Genomic DNA, 14461 nt, shown 5'->3' with positions numbered 1-14461 from the left:
TTAACCGGCTGTAACCGGTGCCGCTGGCTTGGCCACCGAGCACAGGCGAATGGAGTCGGCGAGAATCTCGATGGCTTTGGGCCGTGGAAAGCTCGCGCGCCAGGCAATCGCCACGGTGCGGAATGGCACCGGCGGCGACAAGGGCCGCACTTCGATCACGCCCGGGGCGTAGTGGTGGCTGTCGACCGCCGACAACGGCAGGATCGAGATGCCCAGACCGGAGGCGACCATGTGGCGAATGGTTTCCAGCGAGCTGGATTCGACCGTGGTGTGCTTGGCGCCGTCACTGCCCTTGGTCAGGGTCGGGCAGGCTTCCAGTACTTGATCGCGGAAGCAGTGGCCTTCGCCGAGCAGCAACAGGCTCTTGTCGTTGAGCAGGCCGGCGTCGATGGTTTCTTTCTGGGTCCACGGGTGCTGCGCTGGCATCAAGACGTAGAACGGCTCGTCATAGAGTTGCAGGGTCAGCACGTCGGCTTCGTTGAACGGCAAGGCGATGATGATCGCGTCGAGTTCGCCGTTGCGCAGTTTGTCGCGCAGCACGTGGGTGAAGTTTTCTTCGATGTACAACGGCATCTGCGGGGCGACCCGGTGCAGTTGTGGAATCAAGTGTGGAAACAGGTACGGGCCGACGGTGTAGATCGCGCCGACTTTCAGCGGGGCGGTCAGCTGGTTCTTGCCGGCCTGGGCCAGTTCGCGAATGCCTTGGGCCTGTTCCAGTACTTTCTGCGCCTGGGCGACGATGCCTTCGCCGACCGGCGTCACACGCACGGCACTCTTGCTGCGCTCGAAAATCAGCACACCGAGTTCGTCTTCAAGTTTCTTCACGCCCACCGACAGGGTCGGCTGGCTGACGTGGCATTTTTCGGCGGCGTGGCCGAAATGCTGCTCTTGGGCGAGGGTGACGATGTAGCGTAATTCTGTGAGGGTCATAGCAAGCGTCCATGAAGATGCGGGCCAAGCATACCGGCTGCAATCGATAGACGCACGTTATCAGACTGAGGGAGGAGTGCGACACCAGGCAATGCCGGTTTGCCGTGCATGGATATGCAAAAGGCACCTTTCGGTGCCTTTTTGGCTTGGTTCTCTCGGTTGGCTGAGAACCCTTGTAGGAGTGAGCCTGCTCGCGATCGCGGTGTATCAGTCAGAAAATCATCGTCTGACACACCGCGATCGCGAGCAGGCTCACTCCTACAGGGTTTTGCGTTGCCTTAACGACGGCGTTCCAGCGAGTAAACAAATGGCGCAACAATTTCAATCGAGCCATTGGTCAACATGTCGGCCGGTGGTTTGGGCAGCGGTTGTGCGCGGCGGATCATTTCCAGGGTGGCCCGGTCCAGATCGGCGTTGCCGGAGCGGCCCACCAGTTCGAACGACAGCACGTTGCCTTCGCCATCGACCACGAAACGCAGACGGTTCAAGCCTTCTTTGCCGCGCGCCTGTGCGCTTTGCGGGTACTTTTTGTACTTGGCCAAATGCGCAAGCAGGGTGCCTTGCCAGCTGGCCTTGGCAGCCATCTGGGCTGGCGACGGGCCTGGTGCTGGTGCAGCAGATTTCTCTGTCGGTGCAGGTGTCGGTGGCGTGTCGGCCGGTTTTTCCTCGGAAGGTTTTTCCTTCGGCGGGTCGGGCAGCTTTTTCTCGACAGGCTTCGGCGGTTTAGGCTTTGGCTTCGGTTTTGGTTTCTGCACCGCGATTTCGGCTTTCGGCGCTTCGGCCAATTTCGGAATCGGCAGTTCTTCAACCGGAGCCGGTGGCTGCGGCGGGGTGACGACTTTCGGCGGAGCTGGCGGTGGCGGGGCTGGAACCGGGGCCAGCTCGACCATCATTGCCTGGGGAGGCAGTTCAATGGGCGGGCGGGTAGTCCAGTTCAGCGCCAGCGCGATGGCCAGCGCGTGAACGCCCAGCACCACGGCCAGGCTACCGCTGTAACGCGTCAGCTTATGGCGCGTCGTGATCATTTTTTGACTGCGCTCTCAAGTCCCACCAGACCAACCTTCAGGTAACCGGCAGAGCGCAGGTTATCCATCACGCTCATCAGGTCGCCGTAATCCACGCCTTTGTCGGCCTGGAAGAAGATGGTGGTGTCTTTCTTGCCTTTGGTGCGGGCGTCGAGGGTGGCGCCCAGTGTTTCAGGCTTCACTTCGTCTTCGCCGAGGAACAGGCGCTGATCAGCCTTGACGCTGAGGAACACCGGCTTCTCTGGCCGCGGCGCCGGTTTGGCGGTCGAGGCGGGCAGGTCGACTTTGATATCGACAGTGGCCAATGGAGCGGCCACCATGAAGATGATCAATAGCACCAGCATCACATCGATGAACGGTGTGACGTTGATTTCGTGGTTCTCGGCCAGATCGTCGTCTGCGCCTTCTTTCAAATGCAGGCCCATGGCCGATTACCCCACTTTCACCATGTGCGGTTGCGAGCTGCGCTCAGGCTGGTGATCGAGGTCACGGCTGACCAGCAGCAGGACTTCTGCCGAGGCATCGGAGACCTGCGCCTTGTAACCGGCGATGGAGCGGGCGAAGACGTTGTAGATCACTACCGCAGGAATCGCAGCCACCAGACCCAGTGCGGTGGCCAGCAGCGCTTCAGCGATACCAGGTGCCACGACGGCAAGGTTGGTGGTTTGGGTTTTGGCGATGCCGATGAAGGAGTTCATGATGCCCCACACGGTGCCGAACAGGCCGACAAACGGTGCGGTGGAACCGATGGTAGCCAGCACGCCGGTGCCGCTGCTCATGTTGCGACCGCAGGCAGCTACCAGGCGCTCGAGACGGAAGCTGACGCGTTCCTTGATGCCTTCTTTCTCACGGCTGTTGGCCGACAGGCGCATCTCTTCGAGCGCATCGTGCACCAACAGGTTGGCGAGCGTGCCTTCCTTCGCCGCTGTGGCGCTGGCTTCTTTAAGGGTGGCGGCCTTTTTCAGGGCGGCGATTTCGCCACGCAGACGACGCTTGGCGCCCATCAGCTCAAAGCCCTTGGCGATCCAGATGGTCCAGGTGATGATCGACGCAATGGCCAGGCCGATCATCACGATTTTCACGATGATGTCGGCGTTCTGGTACATGCCCCAAGGTGACAGGTCGTGAGCCATGCCCAGGCTGTTGTCGGCTTCAAGGACTTCTGGCGCATCGGCAGGTGCGGCGTCGAGGGTTTGAACCGGGGTCGTTGCATCCGGTGCAGCCGCTGCTGGAGCGCTCTGTTCGGAGGCGGCCGGAGCAGCGGGTGCCTGAGCGTCGGCGAAAGCGGCGGTTGGCGTCAGCATCAGGCTGAGCAACAGAGCCGCCACCGCGCTCCAGGCGCGAGGTCGTTTGGTTGGCGAAGCGGGGATTTGATTACGATTCATGCTGGCCGGACCTGAGATAGAAAAACGGTAATGCTCTTCCAGGCCTCGTGAGGCCGAGAACAAAAGTGGCAGGCATTATTGCAAGTAATTCTTGTTAACAAAAGTAATAGAGTAACTTTTTTTCCTTGATTGCTAGCCGTTCGTCCTTCGCCGAGGCTAGTCTGTGCCTTTCCGATGGGAGTTTTTTGATGTCCGCGCCTTCTGTTTTGATCGCCGGTTGTGGTGATGTCGGCAGCCGTCTGGCCACGCAATTGTTGGCTGCTGGTTGGGAAGTTCATGGCTTGCGCCGAAATGTCTCGCGCCTGCCTGAAGGGGTCATCGGTGTTGCCGGCGACCTGTTCAATGAAGACTGTCCGGCGACCTGGCCGGTCGGTGCCGTGGATTACCTGGTGTACTGCGCCGCTGCCACCGATCACGATGAGGCCGGTTATCGAGCGGCTTACGTGCAGGGTTTGCAGAATGTACTGAGTTGGTTGGACGACTATGGTCAAGTGCCGGATCGGCTGATCTTCGTGTCCAGCAGCAGTGTCTACGGGCAACTGGACGGCGAGTGGGTGGATGAGACTTCCGAGACCGTCGCCACCGGTTACTCGGGGCGATTGATGCTTGAAGCCGAGCAGGTAGCGCTCAACAGTGGTATCCCGGCGAGTATCCTGCGTTTGACCGGTATCTATGGCCCGGGCCGGGAATGGCTGTTGACTCAGGTACGGCGTGGCTATCGAGTGGCCGTTGATCCGCCGCTGTATGGCAATCGTATCCATGTTGATGATGCGGCGGGGTTGCTGGCGTTTCTGCTTGAGGCTGACCGTCGGGGCGTGGCGCTGGAGCCGATCTACATCGGTGTCGATGACGCGCCGGCGCCGCTGGCCGAGGTGGTGGGCTGGCTGCGCGAGTATCTGGGTGTCACTGAATGGTCGGAAGATGAAAGCGTGCGGCGCACCGGCAGCAAACGTTGCAGCAATGCGCGGGCGAAAGCGTTGGGCTGGACGCCAACATACCCGAGCTACCGCGAAGGTTACGCGGCGATTCTTGAAGGTAAATGCTGACGTCCTGACGCCACAAAACAACTGTAGGAGTGAGCCCGCTCGCGATAGCGGATTAACATTCAACATTTATGCTGACTGTTGATGCGCTATCGCGAGCAGGCTCACTCCTACACGGGTTCGCTGCAATTTCAGAAGCAGGTTACTGCTTCTCGAGCAACCACTTGCGCTCACCAGCTGTGAACTGCGGTTGTTCATCCGCCAGAGCGGTGTTCACCGCTTGCAGGATTTCCAGTTCCTTGCCCTTGCGCACAAAGATCCAGTTGTTGCCTTGGCCGTTCTGCTGCAACCACATGCTGTCGTTGCCACTGCTCATCGATGCGCAATCGCCCGCCAGGCACAGCGCGTAACGATCGGCGCCCGGCAGGCCGGAGACCTGGCCATCGGCCTGAAACTGCACGGTGCTGCCTTCGCCCTGACCATTGGCGATTTTCCAGGTGCCGCCCATGTAGGTTGAATACAGTGCGCGTTCGAAGCTCGCACCAATCGGCGCGCCTTCGGGTACCTGGAGCTGCGCGCGGTCGAAGAGCTGTTCCGGTTCGTTGTCGCTGGCGGCCTGTTGCAGCTGATTGCCGTCGCGTTTCAGCTCGCTGGCGGAGCTGCCATAAAAGTCGACTTTCCAGGCACCGGACTGTTCGCCCAGCAACCGACCTTCGACTTTCTCAAAACCGTTGGTGTAGCGGGCCTGGCCGGCCTTGGTGTTGACGTCCCATTCCAGGTTCGGGCCGTAAGCCTGAAGCGCTTCGCGCAGGGAGCCGCCCTTGGTGGCAGCATCAATCGCCACCTGATTGATCCAGGTGCCGCTGATGTCACGGTCGGCAGGGTCGCTGGCGCAGCCGCCGAGGAAAATGGCGAACAGCGAGAGAGCAAGCGCTTTGCGCATGGTGGAATCCTTTCAAAACCTTTCTTGCAGAGCAGTCGGCGCGGCGTATGAAGGCCGCGCCGTGCGCATCACTCGATGACCAGAATGGCATCCATTTCAACCTGCGAACCCTTTGGCAGGGCAGCAACGCCGATGGCGGCGCGGGCCGGGTACGGCTGGTCGAAGTATTTGCCCATGATCTCGTTGACCTTGGCGAAGTGGCTCAGGTCGGTGAGGAAGATGTTCAGTTTGACGATGTCCTTGAACGAACCGCCGGCGGCTTCGGCCACGGCTTTGAGGTTCTCGAACACCTGGACGGTCTGGGCTTCGAAGCCTTCAACCAGTTCCATGGTTTTTGGGTCCAGCGGGATCTGACCCGACATGTAGACGGTGTTGCCAGCCTTGATCGCCTGGGAGTAAGTGCCGATAGCAGCAGGGGCCTTGTCGCTGGTGATAACTGTCTTGGTCATGCATGACTCCTTGTAAGGGTGGACTTATGCACGCATGCGGGTGATGCGGATCACCCCGGTCAGTGCGCGCAGTTTCTTGATTACGCGGGCCAGGTGCACACGGTCGTGAACGCTGACCACCAGTTGGACGACGCTGATACGACCATCGCGTTCGTCCATGCTGATTTTCTCGATATTGCCATCGGCTGCGTTGACGCTGCTGGCCAGCAGGGCGATCAGGCCACGCTGGTGTTCCAGCTCGACACGCAGTTCGACGTTGAATTCGCCGGTGACATCCTTGGCCCACGAGAGCTGGATGCATTTTTCCGGGTTGTGCCTGATTTCGCTGATATTGCGGCAGTTGTCCAGGTGCACGACCATGCCCTTGCCCGCCGACAGGTGCCCGACAATCGGGTCGCCCGGGATCGGCGTGCAGCATTTGGCGTAGCTCAGCACCAGGCCTTCGGTACCGCGAATCGCCAGCGGGCCTTCCGGGCTAGGCAGTTGTTCGCCTTCGCCAAGCAGGCGACGGGCGACCACATAGGCCATGCGATTACCCAGGCCAATGTCTTCGAGCAGGTCTTCGATCAGTTCGAGGCGGTACTCGGTGAGCATCGCCTTGACGCGCTCGTTCGGGATCTTCTCCAGCGAGCTGTCGAAACCGTTCAGTACCTTGTTCAGCAGGCGTTCGCCGAGGCTGATGGATTCGGAGCGGCGTTGCAGTTTCAGCGCATGGCGAATGTGCGTGCGCGCCTTGCCGGTCACCACGAAGTTGAGCCAGGCCGGGTTCGGTCGTGCGCCGGGCGCGCTGACGATCTCGACCGTGGAGCCACTTTGCAGTGGCTCGGACAGCGGTGCGAGACGGCGGTTGATCCGGCAGGCGATGCAGCTGTTACCGACGTCGGTGTGCACCGCGTAGGCGAAGTCGACCGCCGTGGAGCCTTTCGGCAGCTCCATGATCCGGCCTTTTGGCGTGAATACGTAGACCTCGTCCGGGAACAGGTCGATCTTCACGCTCTCGATGAACTCCAGCGAGTTGCCGGCGCGTTGCTGCATTTCCAGCACGCCTTTGACCCACTGGCGGGCGCGGGCGTGAGTGCCCTTCGGCTGCTCGTCACCGCTGGATTTGTACAGCCAATGGGCGGCGATGCCGTTGTTGGCCATCTCTTCCATTTCGCGGGTGCGGATCTGGATCTCGATCGGTACGCCGTGCATGCCGAACAGCGTGGTGTGCAGCGACTGATAGCCGTTGGCCTTGGGGATCGCGATGTAATCCTTGAAGCGCCCGGGCAGCGGTTTGTACAAATTATGCACAGCACCCAGCACGCGGTAGCAGGTGTCGACCTTGTCGACGATGATCCGGAACGCGTAGACGTCCATGATCTCGTTGAAGGCCCGACGCTTGCCGCGCATTTTCTTGTAGATGCCGTAGAGGTGTTTCTGGCGACCGCTGACTTCGCCCTGGATGCCGTCGATTGCGAGGCAATGGCCAAGGGATTCTTCGATCTTGTTGACGATTTCCTTGCGGTTGCCCCGGGCGCGCTTGACCGCCTGGTAGATCCGCGCGGAACGCATCGGGTGCATGGCCTTGAAGCCGAGGTCTTCGAATTCGATGCGAATGGCATGCATACCCAGCCGGTTGGCGATGGGCGCGTAGATTTCGAGGGTTTCCTTGGCGATCCGGCGGCGTTTTTCTCCGGACAGCACTTCCAGCGTGCGCATGTTGTGCAGGCGGTCAGCGAGCTTGACCAGGATCACGCGGATGTCGCGTGCCATGGCCATGGCCATTTTCTGGAAGTTTTCAGCCTGGGCTTCGGCCTTGGTCTCGAAGTTCATCTGGGTCAGTTTGCTGACCCCATCGACCAGTTCGGCCACGGTTTCACCGAACTGCGCTTGCAGCGCTTCTTTGGCGATACCGGTGTCTTCAATCACGTCATGCAGCATCGCAGCCATCAGGCTCTGATGGTCCATGTGCATGTCGGCAAGAATATTTGCCACGGCAAGAGGATGCGTGACGTACGCCTCGCCACTGCGTCGGCGTTGGCCGTCGTGGGCTTGTTCGGCGTAGAAATACGCTCGGCGGACCAGGTTGACCTGGTCATTGCCGAGGTAGGTCGATAAGCGATCGGCGAGGGCGTCTATGCTCGGCATGATGACTCCTGCCGTACGTTGTGACCCTGCGCCGTGCTACGTCGACCAGGCATAGGCTTAGACGGCCTCGTTGGACTCGTCCTCGAACGCTGCGAACAGCGGTTCATCCTGGACGATTTCCTGCTCGGCGATGAACTCGTAGCTCATCAGGCCTTCAGCGATTTCACGCAGCGCTACAACGGTAGGCTTGTCGTTTTCCCACTGAACCAGTGGCTCTTTGCCGCCGGTGGCCAGTTGACGGGCACGTTTGGTAGAGAGCATGACCAGCTCAAAACGGTTTTCCACGTGGTTCAGGCAGTCTTCAACGGTTACGCGGGCCATGGTATTCCTCGGAGCGAATGCAATATGCGCGCTGCCCGGTTGGGCGAGCGGACTAAGCAGTTTAAAAAAACACCAGCGATTAGGGAAGCGCTGATTTTTGATCAACCTCTTCAACGCGCTGCAAGTGCCAATGTAAAGCCCTTGCAGCGCTTTTGGGAAGCGCTGATTAACCGAGCAATTCGGCCAGTAATTTGCCGAAACGCACCTGTTGGCGTTTCTGTTGCAACTGATTGGCGCGGAAAATCGCCTTCAGATCGTCCAGCGCATGAGCGAAGTCGTCGTTGATGATCAGGTAGTCGTATTCGACGTAGTGGCTCATCTCGTTGACCGCTTCGCGCATCCGCCCGTCGATGATTTCGTCGCTGTCCTGGCCGCGATTGGTCAGACGCTGGTGCAGCGCTTGCAGCGATGGCGGCAAAATGAAAATCGAACGCGCCTGCGGCATCAGCTTGCGCACTTGCTCGGCGCCCTGCCAGTCGATTTCCAGAATCAGGTCGTGGCCTTCATCGAGGGTCTGTTGCAGATGGCTTTGCGAGGTGCCGTAGAAGTTGCCGAAGACTTCGGCGCGCTCAAGGAAATCACCGTGCTCGCCCATCTTTACGAAGGCTTCGCGGGTTACGAAGTGATAGTTCACGCCGTCCACTTCACCCGGACGCATGGCGCGGGTGGTGTGCGAAACCGAAACGCGGATCTCCGGGTTGGCATCGGTCAAAGCCTTGACCAGGCTGCTCTTGCCCGCGCCCGATGGTGCGGAAATGATGTACAGGGTGCCGGTGCTGTGGGTCATGTCGGGGGTAGCCTTACTCAATATTCTGCACTTGTTCGCGCATCTGCTCGATCAACACTTTGAGGTTGACGGCGGCTTGGGTGCTGCGCGGGTCAAAGGCCTTGGAGCCCAGTGTATTGGCTTCGCGGTTGAGTTCCTGCATCAGGAAGTCGAGGCGCCGTCCGGCGGCACCGCCGGATTTGAGCACCCGGCGTACTTCTATGATGTGAGTGCTCAGGCGATCCAGTTCTTCGGCCACATCGCTCTTTTGCGCGAGGATGACCATTTCCTGTTCCAGGCGCTGCGGATCCAGCTCGGCCTTCATGTCGGCAAAGCGGTCGAGGACCTTCTGGCGCTGGGTGGCGAGCATCTGCGGAACCAGTTCACGCAGGGTCACGACGTCTTCTTCGATGGATGTCAGGCGATCGTTGATCAGCCGTGCCAGCTCCGAGCCTTCACGCTCACGGCCGGCCTTGAGTTCCTTCAACCCTTGATTGAACAGGGCCAGGGCTTCGGCATTCAGTGCTTGCGGGTCACTGGCATCGGCGACCAGAACGCCGGGCCAGGCCAGCACTTCCAGCGGATTGAGTGCAGCAGGATTCTTGATCAGACCGGCAATCGTTTCGGCTGCGGCGACCAATTGCGCGGCGCGCTCGCGATCAACTTGCAGCGGTTTGCCGGTGCTTTCTTCAGTGAATCGCAGGGTGCATTCCAGTTTGCCCCGCGACAGGCCCTGACGCAGGGCTTCACGCACGGCGCCTTCGAGGTCGCGAAACGACTCCGGCAGACGCAGGTGCGGTTCCAGATAGCGACTGTTGACCGAGCGCAATTCCCAGCTCAGGGTGCCCTGTGCGCCGGCTTTTTCGACGCGGGCGAAAGCGGTCATGCTGTGCACCATGGCGGTGACCTCGCAATGCAGATCGGCGCGGAACCTGAGTTCCGCAGGCGCGATATCAATGAATTTAAGCCGACTGGCAGCAAAGGCGCAGGATTGTAGCGCAGTGCGGCGAATGCGCCCAAACACACGGTGTGACAAAGGGCTGCAGCCCGTCGGTAATAAGTGTTTGAGGGCGTTCGGTCGTCGGTGCGGATTTTTAACCAGTGCCCAGTGGCGGTGCACCGCTCTATAATGCTCGGCAGTTTTCCGTCCCCAGTACAGGTATTCCCTATGAAACGTCCAAGTGGTCGCGCTGCCGATCAGCTCCGCTCGATCCGCATTACCCGCAACTACACCAAACACGCCGAGGGATCCGTACTGGTCGAATTCGGTGATACCAAGGTCATCTGCACCGTCAGCGTCGAAAACGGCGTGCCGCGGTTCCTCAAAGGCCAGGGCCAGGGCTGGTTGACTGCCGAGTACGGCATGCTGCCGCGCGCCACCGGCGAGCGTAATCAGCGTGAAGCGAGTCGCGGCAAGCAGGGCGGCCGCACCCTGGAAATCCAGCGTCTGATCGGTCGTTCCCTGCGCGCGGCGCTGGACATGTCCAAGCTGGGCGACGTCACCCTGTACGTCGACTGCGACGTGATCCAGGCCGACGGTGGCACCCGCACTGCATCCATCACCGGCGCCATGGTGGCCCTGGTCGATGCGTTGAAGGTCATCAAAAAGCGCGGCGGCCTGAAAGGCGGCGATCCGCTCAAGCAAATGATCGGCGCTGTATCGGTGGGCATGTATCAAGGCGAGCCAGTGCTGGATCTGGACTATCTTGAAGACTCCGCTGCCGAGACCGACCTCAACGTGGTGATGACCAGCTCCGGTGGCTTCATCGAAGTGCAGGGCACCGCTGAAGGCGCGCCGTTCCAGCCTGAAGACCTGAACGCGATGCTGGAACTGGCCAAAAAAGGCATGAATGAAATCTTTGAACTGCAGAAATCAGCACTGGCTGACTGAGCAGGTTCATAACCCGCAAGGAGGACGCGATGAGTGACCAAGAGCTGCTGCCCAAACCGAGCCAGGAGGTTCGTCAGTGGGCGATGTTTTGTCACTTGTCCGCCTTGCTGGGGATCTGGGTTCCTTTCGGCAATCTGATCGGGCCGCTGATTCTGTGGCAGATGAAGCGTGAGTCAGATCCGTTTATCGATGCACAGGGCAAAGAGGCGCTGAATTTTCAGATCACCGTTGCGATCGCTACGGCGATTTGCATTCTGCTGATGCTGGTCATCGTTGGTTTCTTTCTTTACGGACTGGTGACCATTGCCGCGTTGGTATTGGCGATTATCGGTGGCGTGAAAGCTAACGAAGGTTTCCCCTATCGCTATCCTTTCACGTGGCGTCTGATCAAGTAACGATTCAAAGCCCCCTGTAAGAGCTGCGGCACGCTGCGATCTTTTGATCTTGATTTTTAGAGTCAGAATCAAATTATCGCAGCGTGCCGCAGCGCCTACAGGGTTTTTCTGTGTTTGCAATTAAATCAGTTTAAAAAGTGTGTAGGAATAATCTGACTGCGATGAGCGGCAGTGCAGATTGCTATATACATCAGGCTCTTACATCTTTAGTCACAACTGCATCGCCTCAGTGATGCCCATGTTCTTGGCAATAAGCTTTGGTGGTTGTTAAAGTTGTCGCACGTTGTATTTCCTTTGAAATATCTCGATATATTCAAGCCAGCGAAGGTTCTTGAACCCCCCGATCAATAGTGTTGAGTAGATCAGCCAGTTCATGAGGCGTGCCCAGGTATAAAGTGCGGCTCTGAATATATAGCCAAGAATAATCCAATGATTCAGCTCGATTTTTATGGAACGCTTGTGGCCGCTTCCCTGGTGCTTTTACTGGGGCGTGGGCTGGTTATGCGTATCGCCTTTCTGCGCAATTACAATATTCCCGAACCCGTCGCGGGCGGTCTGGTTGTTGCGTTGGTTCTGTTGTTGCTGCGAACTCTCGATATTGAAATCCGCTTCGATACTTCACTGCAGACGCCTTTGATGTTGGCTTTTTTTGCCACTATCGGTTTGAGTGCGGATTTTGCCAGCCTGAAGAAAGGTGGGCGCGTGGTGGGCATCTTTGTGCTCGCGGTCACCGGGTTGCTGGTGGTTCAGAATGCCTTGGGCATTGGCCTTGCCACTGCGCTGGGGCTGGATCCGTTGATGGGCTTGCTGACGGGCTCGATAACGCTGGCAGGCGGTCACGGCACTGGCGCTGCGTGGGGCACGGTGTTCAGCGAGAAGTACGGTCTGGCCTCCGCCTCCGAGCTCGCCATCGCATCTGCGACCTTTGGTCTGGTGTTGGGTGGGCTGATTGGTGGCCCTGTGGCTCGCTTGCTCATCAAGCGCGTTCAGGTGCCCGGCTGCCACTCGCAAGAAACACCACGCTTGCCAAAAGGTTTTGAGCAGCCGAACAAGGAGCGCTCGATCACACCGTTCTCGTTTATCGAGACGCTTGCGCTGATCGCCGTCAGCCTGTTGGCCGGCAATCTGCTCAATGGGTTGCTGCACGGCACCGCATTCGAGTTGCCGACGTTTGTCTGCGTCTTGTTCGTGGGTGTCGTTCTGCGTAACGGGCTGTCAGCGCTGGGCTTGTATCAGGTGTTCGAGCGCGAGGTCTCGGTGTTGGGGAATGTCAGCCTGTCGCTGTTTCTGGCGATTGCCTTGATGTCGCTCAAGCTGTGGGATCTGGCGGCACTGGCACTACCGATATTCATCATCCTGGCTGCGCAAACACTGGTCATGGCGCTGTTTGCGATTTTCGTGACGTTCAGAATGATGGGTCGTAACTACGACGCGGCGGTATTGGCAGCGGGGCACTGTGGTTTTGGGTTGGGTGCGACACCGACGGCCATCGCCAACATGCAGGCGGTGACGCAGCGCTACGGTCCTTCGCAGATTGCGTTTCTCGTGGTGCCGATGGTGGGTGCATTCTTCATCGACATTATCAATGTCATCGTGATCAAGCTGTACCTGGTGTTGCCGTTTTTCGTCGCCGTCTGAGCTTCGGACCACCTTAGTCTGAGGCACAAAAAATGCCCGTATCTCGCGATACGGGCATTTTTTGTCTGCGAATCGACGCTTAGATGGTCAGCGTCCAGTCGTAGTCGACGATCAGCGGCGCGTGCTGCGAGAACCGAGGCTGGCGCGGCAGGCGTGCACTGCGCACGAAGCGCCGCAAGCCTGGGGTCAGGATCTGGTAGTCGAAGCGCCAGCCCAGATTGAGCATCTCGGCCTGTTCGTTGTCCGGCCACCAGCTGTACTGGTCGCCTTCGCGGCTGACTTCGCGCAGGGCATCTACATAGCCCATGTTGCCGACAATCTCGTCCATCCAGGCGCGTTCTGGCGCCAGGAAGCCCGGGGATTGCTGGCTGTCACGCCAGTTCTTGATGTCGAGCTTCTGCTGCGCGACATACAGCGAGCCACAATAAATGTACTCGCGACGTTTACGCCGCTGTTTGTCCAGGTACTTGCCGAAGTCGTCCATGAGCTTGAACTTCTGGTTCAAGTCCTCATCGCCGTTCATCCCCGAAGGGAGCAGCAAGGTGGCAATACTGACTTTGTCGAAATCTGCTTGCAGGTAGCGCCCGTAGCGGTCGGCCGTCTCGAAACCGAGACCGCTGATGACAGCCTTCGGTTGCAACCGCGAGTACAAAGCCACGCCACCTTGGGCGGGGACTTCAGCATCGCAGGCATAAAGGAAGTAGCCATCCAGTTGGAAGGCTGGGTCATCCAGTTCAAAGGCGGAGGCACGGGTGTCCTGCAGGCAGATGACGTCGGCATTCTGTGCTTGCAGCCAACTGAGCAAACCACGCTCGACTGCAGCCTGAATACCATTGACGTTCACACTGATGATCCGCATAAATGGCCCCAAAAATCGCGTGCGTGTATGATACACGGCGTCAAGCTAATTAGCTAAATCCGTGGTATTTGGGGTTTTTTTCATGCAAGCGTATCAGCGCGATTTCATTCGTTTTGCCATCGATCGCGGCGTTTTGCGCTTCGGTGAGTTCACCCTGAAGTCCGGGCGCACCAGTCCTTACTTCTTCAATGCCGGCCTGTTCAACACGGGTTCGGCCCTGGCGCAGCTGGGTCGGTTCTACGCCGCAGCCATTGCCGAAAGCGGCATTTCCTTCGACGTGCTGTTTGGCCCGGCGTACAAAGGCATCCCGTTGGCAGCGACTACCGCCGTCGCGCTGGCCGAGCATCACGACCGTGACTTGCCATGGTGCTTCAACCGCAAAGAGGCCAAGGCCCACGGTGAAGGCGGCAGTCTGGTTGGTGCCCCGCTGACCGGTGATGTGCTGATCATCGACGACGTGATCACCGCCGGTACTGCGATCCGCGAAGTCATGCAGATCATCGCGTCTCAGGACGGTGCCAAGGCTGCCGGTGTGTTGATCGCCTTGAACCGTCAGGAACGTGGCAACGGAGAGTTGTCGGCAATTCAGGAAGTAGAGCGCGATTTCGGCATTCCGGTGATCAGCATTGTTTCGCTGAATCAGGTGCTGGAGTTCCTCGCTGACGATCCGCAGCTCAAGCAGCATTTGCCAGCCGTGGAAGCGTACCGCGCCCAATTCGGCGTTTGACGCAGATTCTGGCCTGACG

The 14461-nt window shown here is 59.0% G+C and carries 16 protein-coding genes; 5 read left to right on the top strand and 11 right to left on the bottom strand.

Going from position 1 to position 14461, the window contains the following annotated elements:
* The 4 genes from ACA061_RS26455 to exbB all read right to left on the bottom strand — a co-directional run bounded on the left by ACA061_RS26455 (position 1) and on the right by exbB (position 3340).
* Entirely contained in the window at positions 1-930 is a 930-nt protein-coding gene (locus ACA061_RS26455) for a hydrogen peroxide-inducible genes activator (RefSeq protein WP_042561765.1), read from the bottom strand.
* 278 nt (positions 931-1208) lie between these two features.
* Positions 1209-1955, bottom strand: coding sequence for an energy transducer TonB family protein (locus ACA061_RS26450; protein ID WP_150595960.1), 747 nt, complete (start codon positions 1953-1955; stop codon positions 1209-1211).
* A complete protein-coding gene (gene exbD / locus ACA061_RS26445; RefSeq protein ID WP_103302606.1) occupies positions 1952-2380 on the bottom strand; it encodes a TonB system transport protein ExbD in 429 nt (142 codons plus the stop codon). The genes ACA061_RS26450 and exbD overlap by 4 nt, the downstream gene beginning before the upstream one ends.
* 6 nt (positions 2381-2386) lie before the next feature.
* On the bottom strand, positions 2387-3340 hold the full coding sequence (gene exbB / locus ACA061_RS26440) for a tonB-system energizer ExbB (protein WP_210553360.1): 954 nt from the start codon (positions 3338-3340) through the stop codon (positions 2387-2389).
* A 188-nt stretch (positions 3341-3528) separates the two neighbouring features.
* On the opposite strand from exbB, the gene ACA061_RS26435 reads away from it, so the two are divergent.
* Positions 3529-4386, top strand: a complete 858-nt coding sequence (locus ACA061_RS26435; RefSeq protein ID WP_497300292.1) for an SDR family oxidoreductase — start codon at positions 3529-3531, stop codon at positions 4384-4386.
* A 139-nt stretch (positions 4387-4525) separates the two neighbouring features.
* Here ACA061_RS26435 and ACA061_RS26430 read toward each other — a convergent pair whose 3' ends face one another.
* The 6 genes from ACA061_RS26430 to ACA061_RS26405 all read right to left on the bottom strand — a co-directional run bounded on the left by ACA061_RS26430 (position 4526) and on the right by ACA061_RS26405 (position 9830).
* On the bottom strand, positions 4526-5266 hold the full coding sequence (locus tag ACA061_RS26430) for a hypothetical protein (protein WP_150616869.1): 741 nt from the start codon (positions 5264-5266) through the stop codon (positions 4526-4528).
* A 68-nt stretch (positions 5267-5334) separates the two neighbouring features.
* Positions 5335-5715, bottom strand: a complete 381-nt coding sequence (locus ACA061_RS26425; RefSeq protein WP_003229509.1) for a RidA family protein — start codon at positions 5713-5715, stop codon at positions 5335-5337.
* A gap of 24 nt (positions 5716-5739) precedes the next feature.
* A complete protein-coding gene (spoT, locus tag ACA061_RS26420; protein WP_210553362.1) occupies positions 5740-7845 on the bottom strand; it encodes a bifunctional GTP diphosphokinase/guanosine-3',5'-bis pyrophosphate 3'-pyrophosphohydrolase in 2106 nt (701 codons plus the stop codon).
* A gap of 57 nt (positions 7846-7902) precedes the next feature.
* The gene (gene rpoZ, locus ACA061_RS26415; protein WP_016985812.1) at positions 7903-8166 is read right to left on the bottom strand and encodes a DNA-directed RNA polymerase subunit omega; all 264 of its coding nucleotides are present in this window, start codon (positions 8164-8166) and stop codon (positions 7903-7905) included.
* A gap of 166 nt (positions 8167-8332) precedes the next feature.
* Complete coding sequence (gmk, locus tag ACA061_RS26410) at positions 8333-8953, bottom strand: guanylate kinase (protein WP_150604639.1); 621 nt, start codon at positions 8951-8953, stop codon at positions 8333-8335.
* Between the two features lie 13 nt (positions 8954-8966).
* A complete protein-coding gene (locus tag ACA061_RS26405; RefSeq protein ID WP_497300291.1) occupies positions 8967-9830 on the bottom strand; it encodes a YicC/YloC family endoribonuclease in 864 nt (287 codons plus the stop codon).
* A gap of 270 nt (positions 9831-10100) precedes the next feature.
* Between ACA061_RS26405 and rph the strand changes: the two genes are divergently transcribed.
* The 3 genes from rph to gltS all read left to right on the top strand — a co-directional run bounded on the left by rph (position 10101) and on the right by gltS (position 12856).
* Complete coding sequence (gene rph / locus ACA061_RS26400; protein ID WP_042561757.1) at positions 10101-10823, top strand: ribonuclease PH; 723 nt, start codon at positions 10101-10103, stop codon at positions 10821-10823.
* Between the two features lie 29 nt (positions 10824-10852).
* Positions 10853-11218 carry a DUF4870 domain-containing protein gene (locus tag ACA061_RS26395; RefSeq protein ID WP_150604638.1) on the top strand — a complete coding sequence of 122 codons (366 nt, stop codon included), beginning with the start codon at positions 10853-10855 and terminating at the stop codon, positions 11216-11218.
* Between the two features lie 429 nt (positions 11219-11647).
* Complete coding sequence (gene gltS / locus ACA061_RS26390; RefSeq protein ID WP_150616868.1) at positions 11648-12856, top strand: sodium/glutamate symporter; 1209 nt, start codon at positions 11648-11650, stop codon at positions 12854-12856.
* Between the two features lie 79 nt (positions 12857-12935).
* Here gltS and crc read toward each other — a convergent pair whose 3' ends face one another.
* Positions 12936-13715 (bottom strand): catabolite repression control protein Crc, encoded by a 780-nt coding sequence (gene crc / locus ACA061_RS26385; RefSeq protein WP_007920349.1) that lies wholly within the window; start codon positions 13713-13715, stop codon positions 12936-12938.
* An 82-nt stretch (positions 13716-13797) separates the two neighbouring features.
* Here crc and pyrE point away from each other — a divergent pair, with 82 nt between their 5' ends.
* On the top strand, positions 13798-14442 hold the full coding sequence (gene pyrE / locus ACA061_RS26380) for an orotate phosphoribosyltransferase (protein ID WP_041071932.1): 645 nt from the start codon (positions 13798-13800) through the stop codon (positions 14440-14442).
* Positions 14443-14461 lie beyond the last annotated feature (19 nt).

The sequence above is a fragment of the Pseudomonas sp. LBUM1668 genome, from assembly GCF_059695715.1.
Note: the sequence above shows the minus strand (reverse complement) of the source record. Positions and strands in the feature narration are given on the sequence as shown.

Bases quoted from the DNA above. Each gene is read 5' to 3' on its own strand.
- ACA061_RS26430 (WP_150616869.1), bottom strand. From the start codon at position 5,266: ATGCGCAAAGCGCTTGCTCTCTCGCTGTTCGCCATTTTCCTCGGCGGC.
- exbB (WP_210553360.1), bottom strand. From the start codon at position 3,340: ATGAATCGTAATCAAATCCCCGCTTCGCCAACCAAACGACCTCGCGCC.
- rph (WP_042561757.1), top strand. From the start codon at position 10,101: ATGAAACGTCCAAGTGGTCGCGCTGCCGATCAGCTCCGCTCGATCCGC.
- pyrE (WP_041071932.1), top strand. From the start codon at position 13,798: ATGCAAGCGTATCAGCGCGATTTCATTCGTTTTGCCATCGATCGCGGC.
- spoT (WP_210553362.1), bottom strand. From the start codon at position 7,845: ATGCCGAGCATAGACGCCCTCGCCGATCGCTTATCGACCTACCTCGGC.
- rpoZ (WP_016985812.1), bottom strand. From the start codon at position 8,166: ATGGCCCGCGTAACCGTTGAAGACTGCCTGAACCACGTGGAAAACCGT.
- gmk (WP_150604639.1), bottom strand. From the start codon at position 8,953: ATGACCCACAGCACCGGCACCCTGTACATCATTTCCGCACCATCGGGC.
- ACA061_RS26405 (WP_497300291.1), bottom strand. From the start codon at position 9,830: ATGGTGCACAGCATGACCGCTTTCGCCCGCGTCGAAAAAGCCGGCGCA.
- exbD (WP_103302606.1), bottom strand. From the start codon at position 2,380: ATGGGCCTGCATTTGAAAGAAGGCGCAGACGACGATCTGGCCGAGAAC.
- ACA061_RS26395 (WP_150604638.1), top strand. From the start codon at position 10,853: ATGAGTGACCAAGAGCTGCTGCCCAAACCGAGCCAGGAGGTTCGTCAG.
- ACA061_RS26450 (WP_150595960.1), bottom strand. From the start codon at position 1,955: ATGATCACGACGCGCCATAAGCTGACGCGTTACAGCGGTAGCCTGGCC.
- ACA061_RS26435 (WP_497300292.1), top strand. From the start codon at position 3,529: ATGTCCGCGCCTTCTGTTTTGATCGCCGGTTGTGGTGATGTCGGCAGC.
- ACA061_RS26455 (WP_042561765.1), bottom strand. From the start codon at position 930: ATGACCCTCACAGAATTACGCTACATCGTCACCCTCGCCCAAGAGCAG.
- gltS (WP_150616868.1), top strand. From the start codon at position 11,648: ATGATTCAGCTCGATTTTTATGGAACGCTTGTGGCCGCTTCCCTGGTG.
- ACA061_RS26425 (WP_003229509.1), bottom strand. From the start codon at position 5,715: ATGACCAAGACAGTTATCACCAGCGACAAGGCCCCTGCTGCTATCGGC.
- crc (WP_007920349.1), bottom strand. From the start codon at position 13,715: ATGCGGATCATCAGTGTGAACGTCAATGGTATTCAGGCTGCAGTCGAG.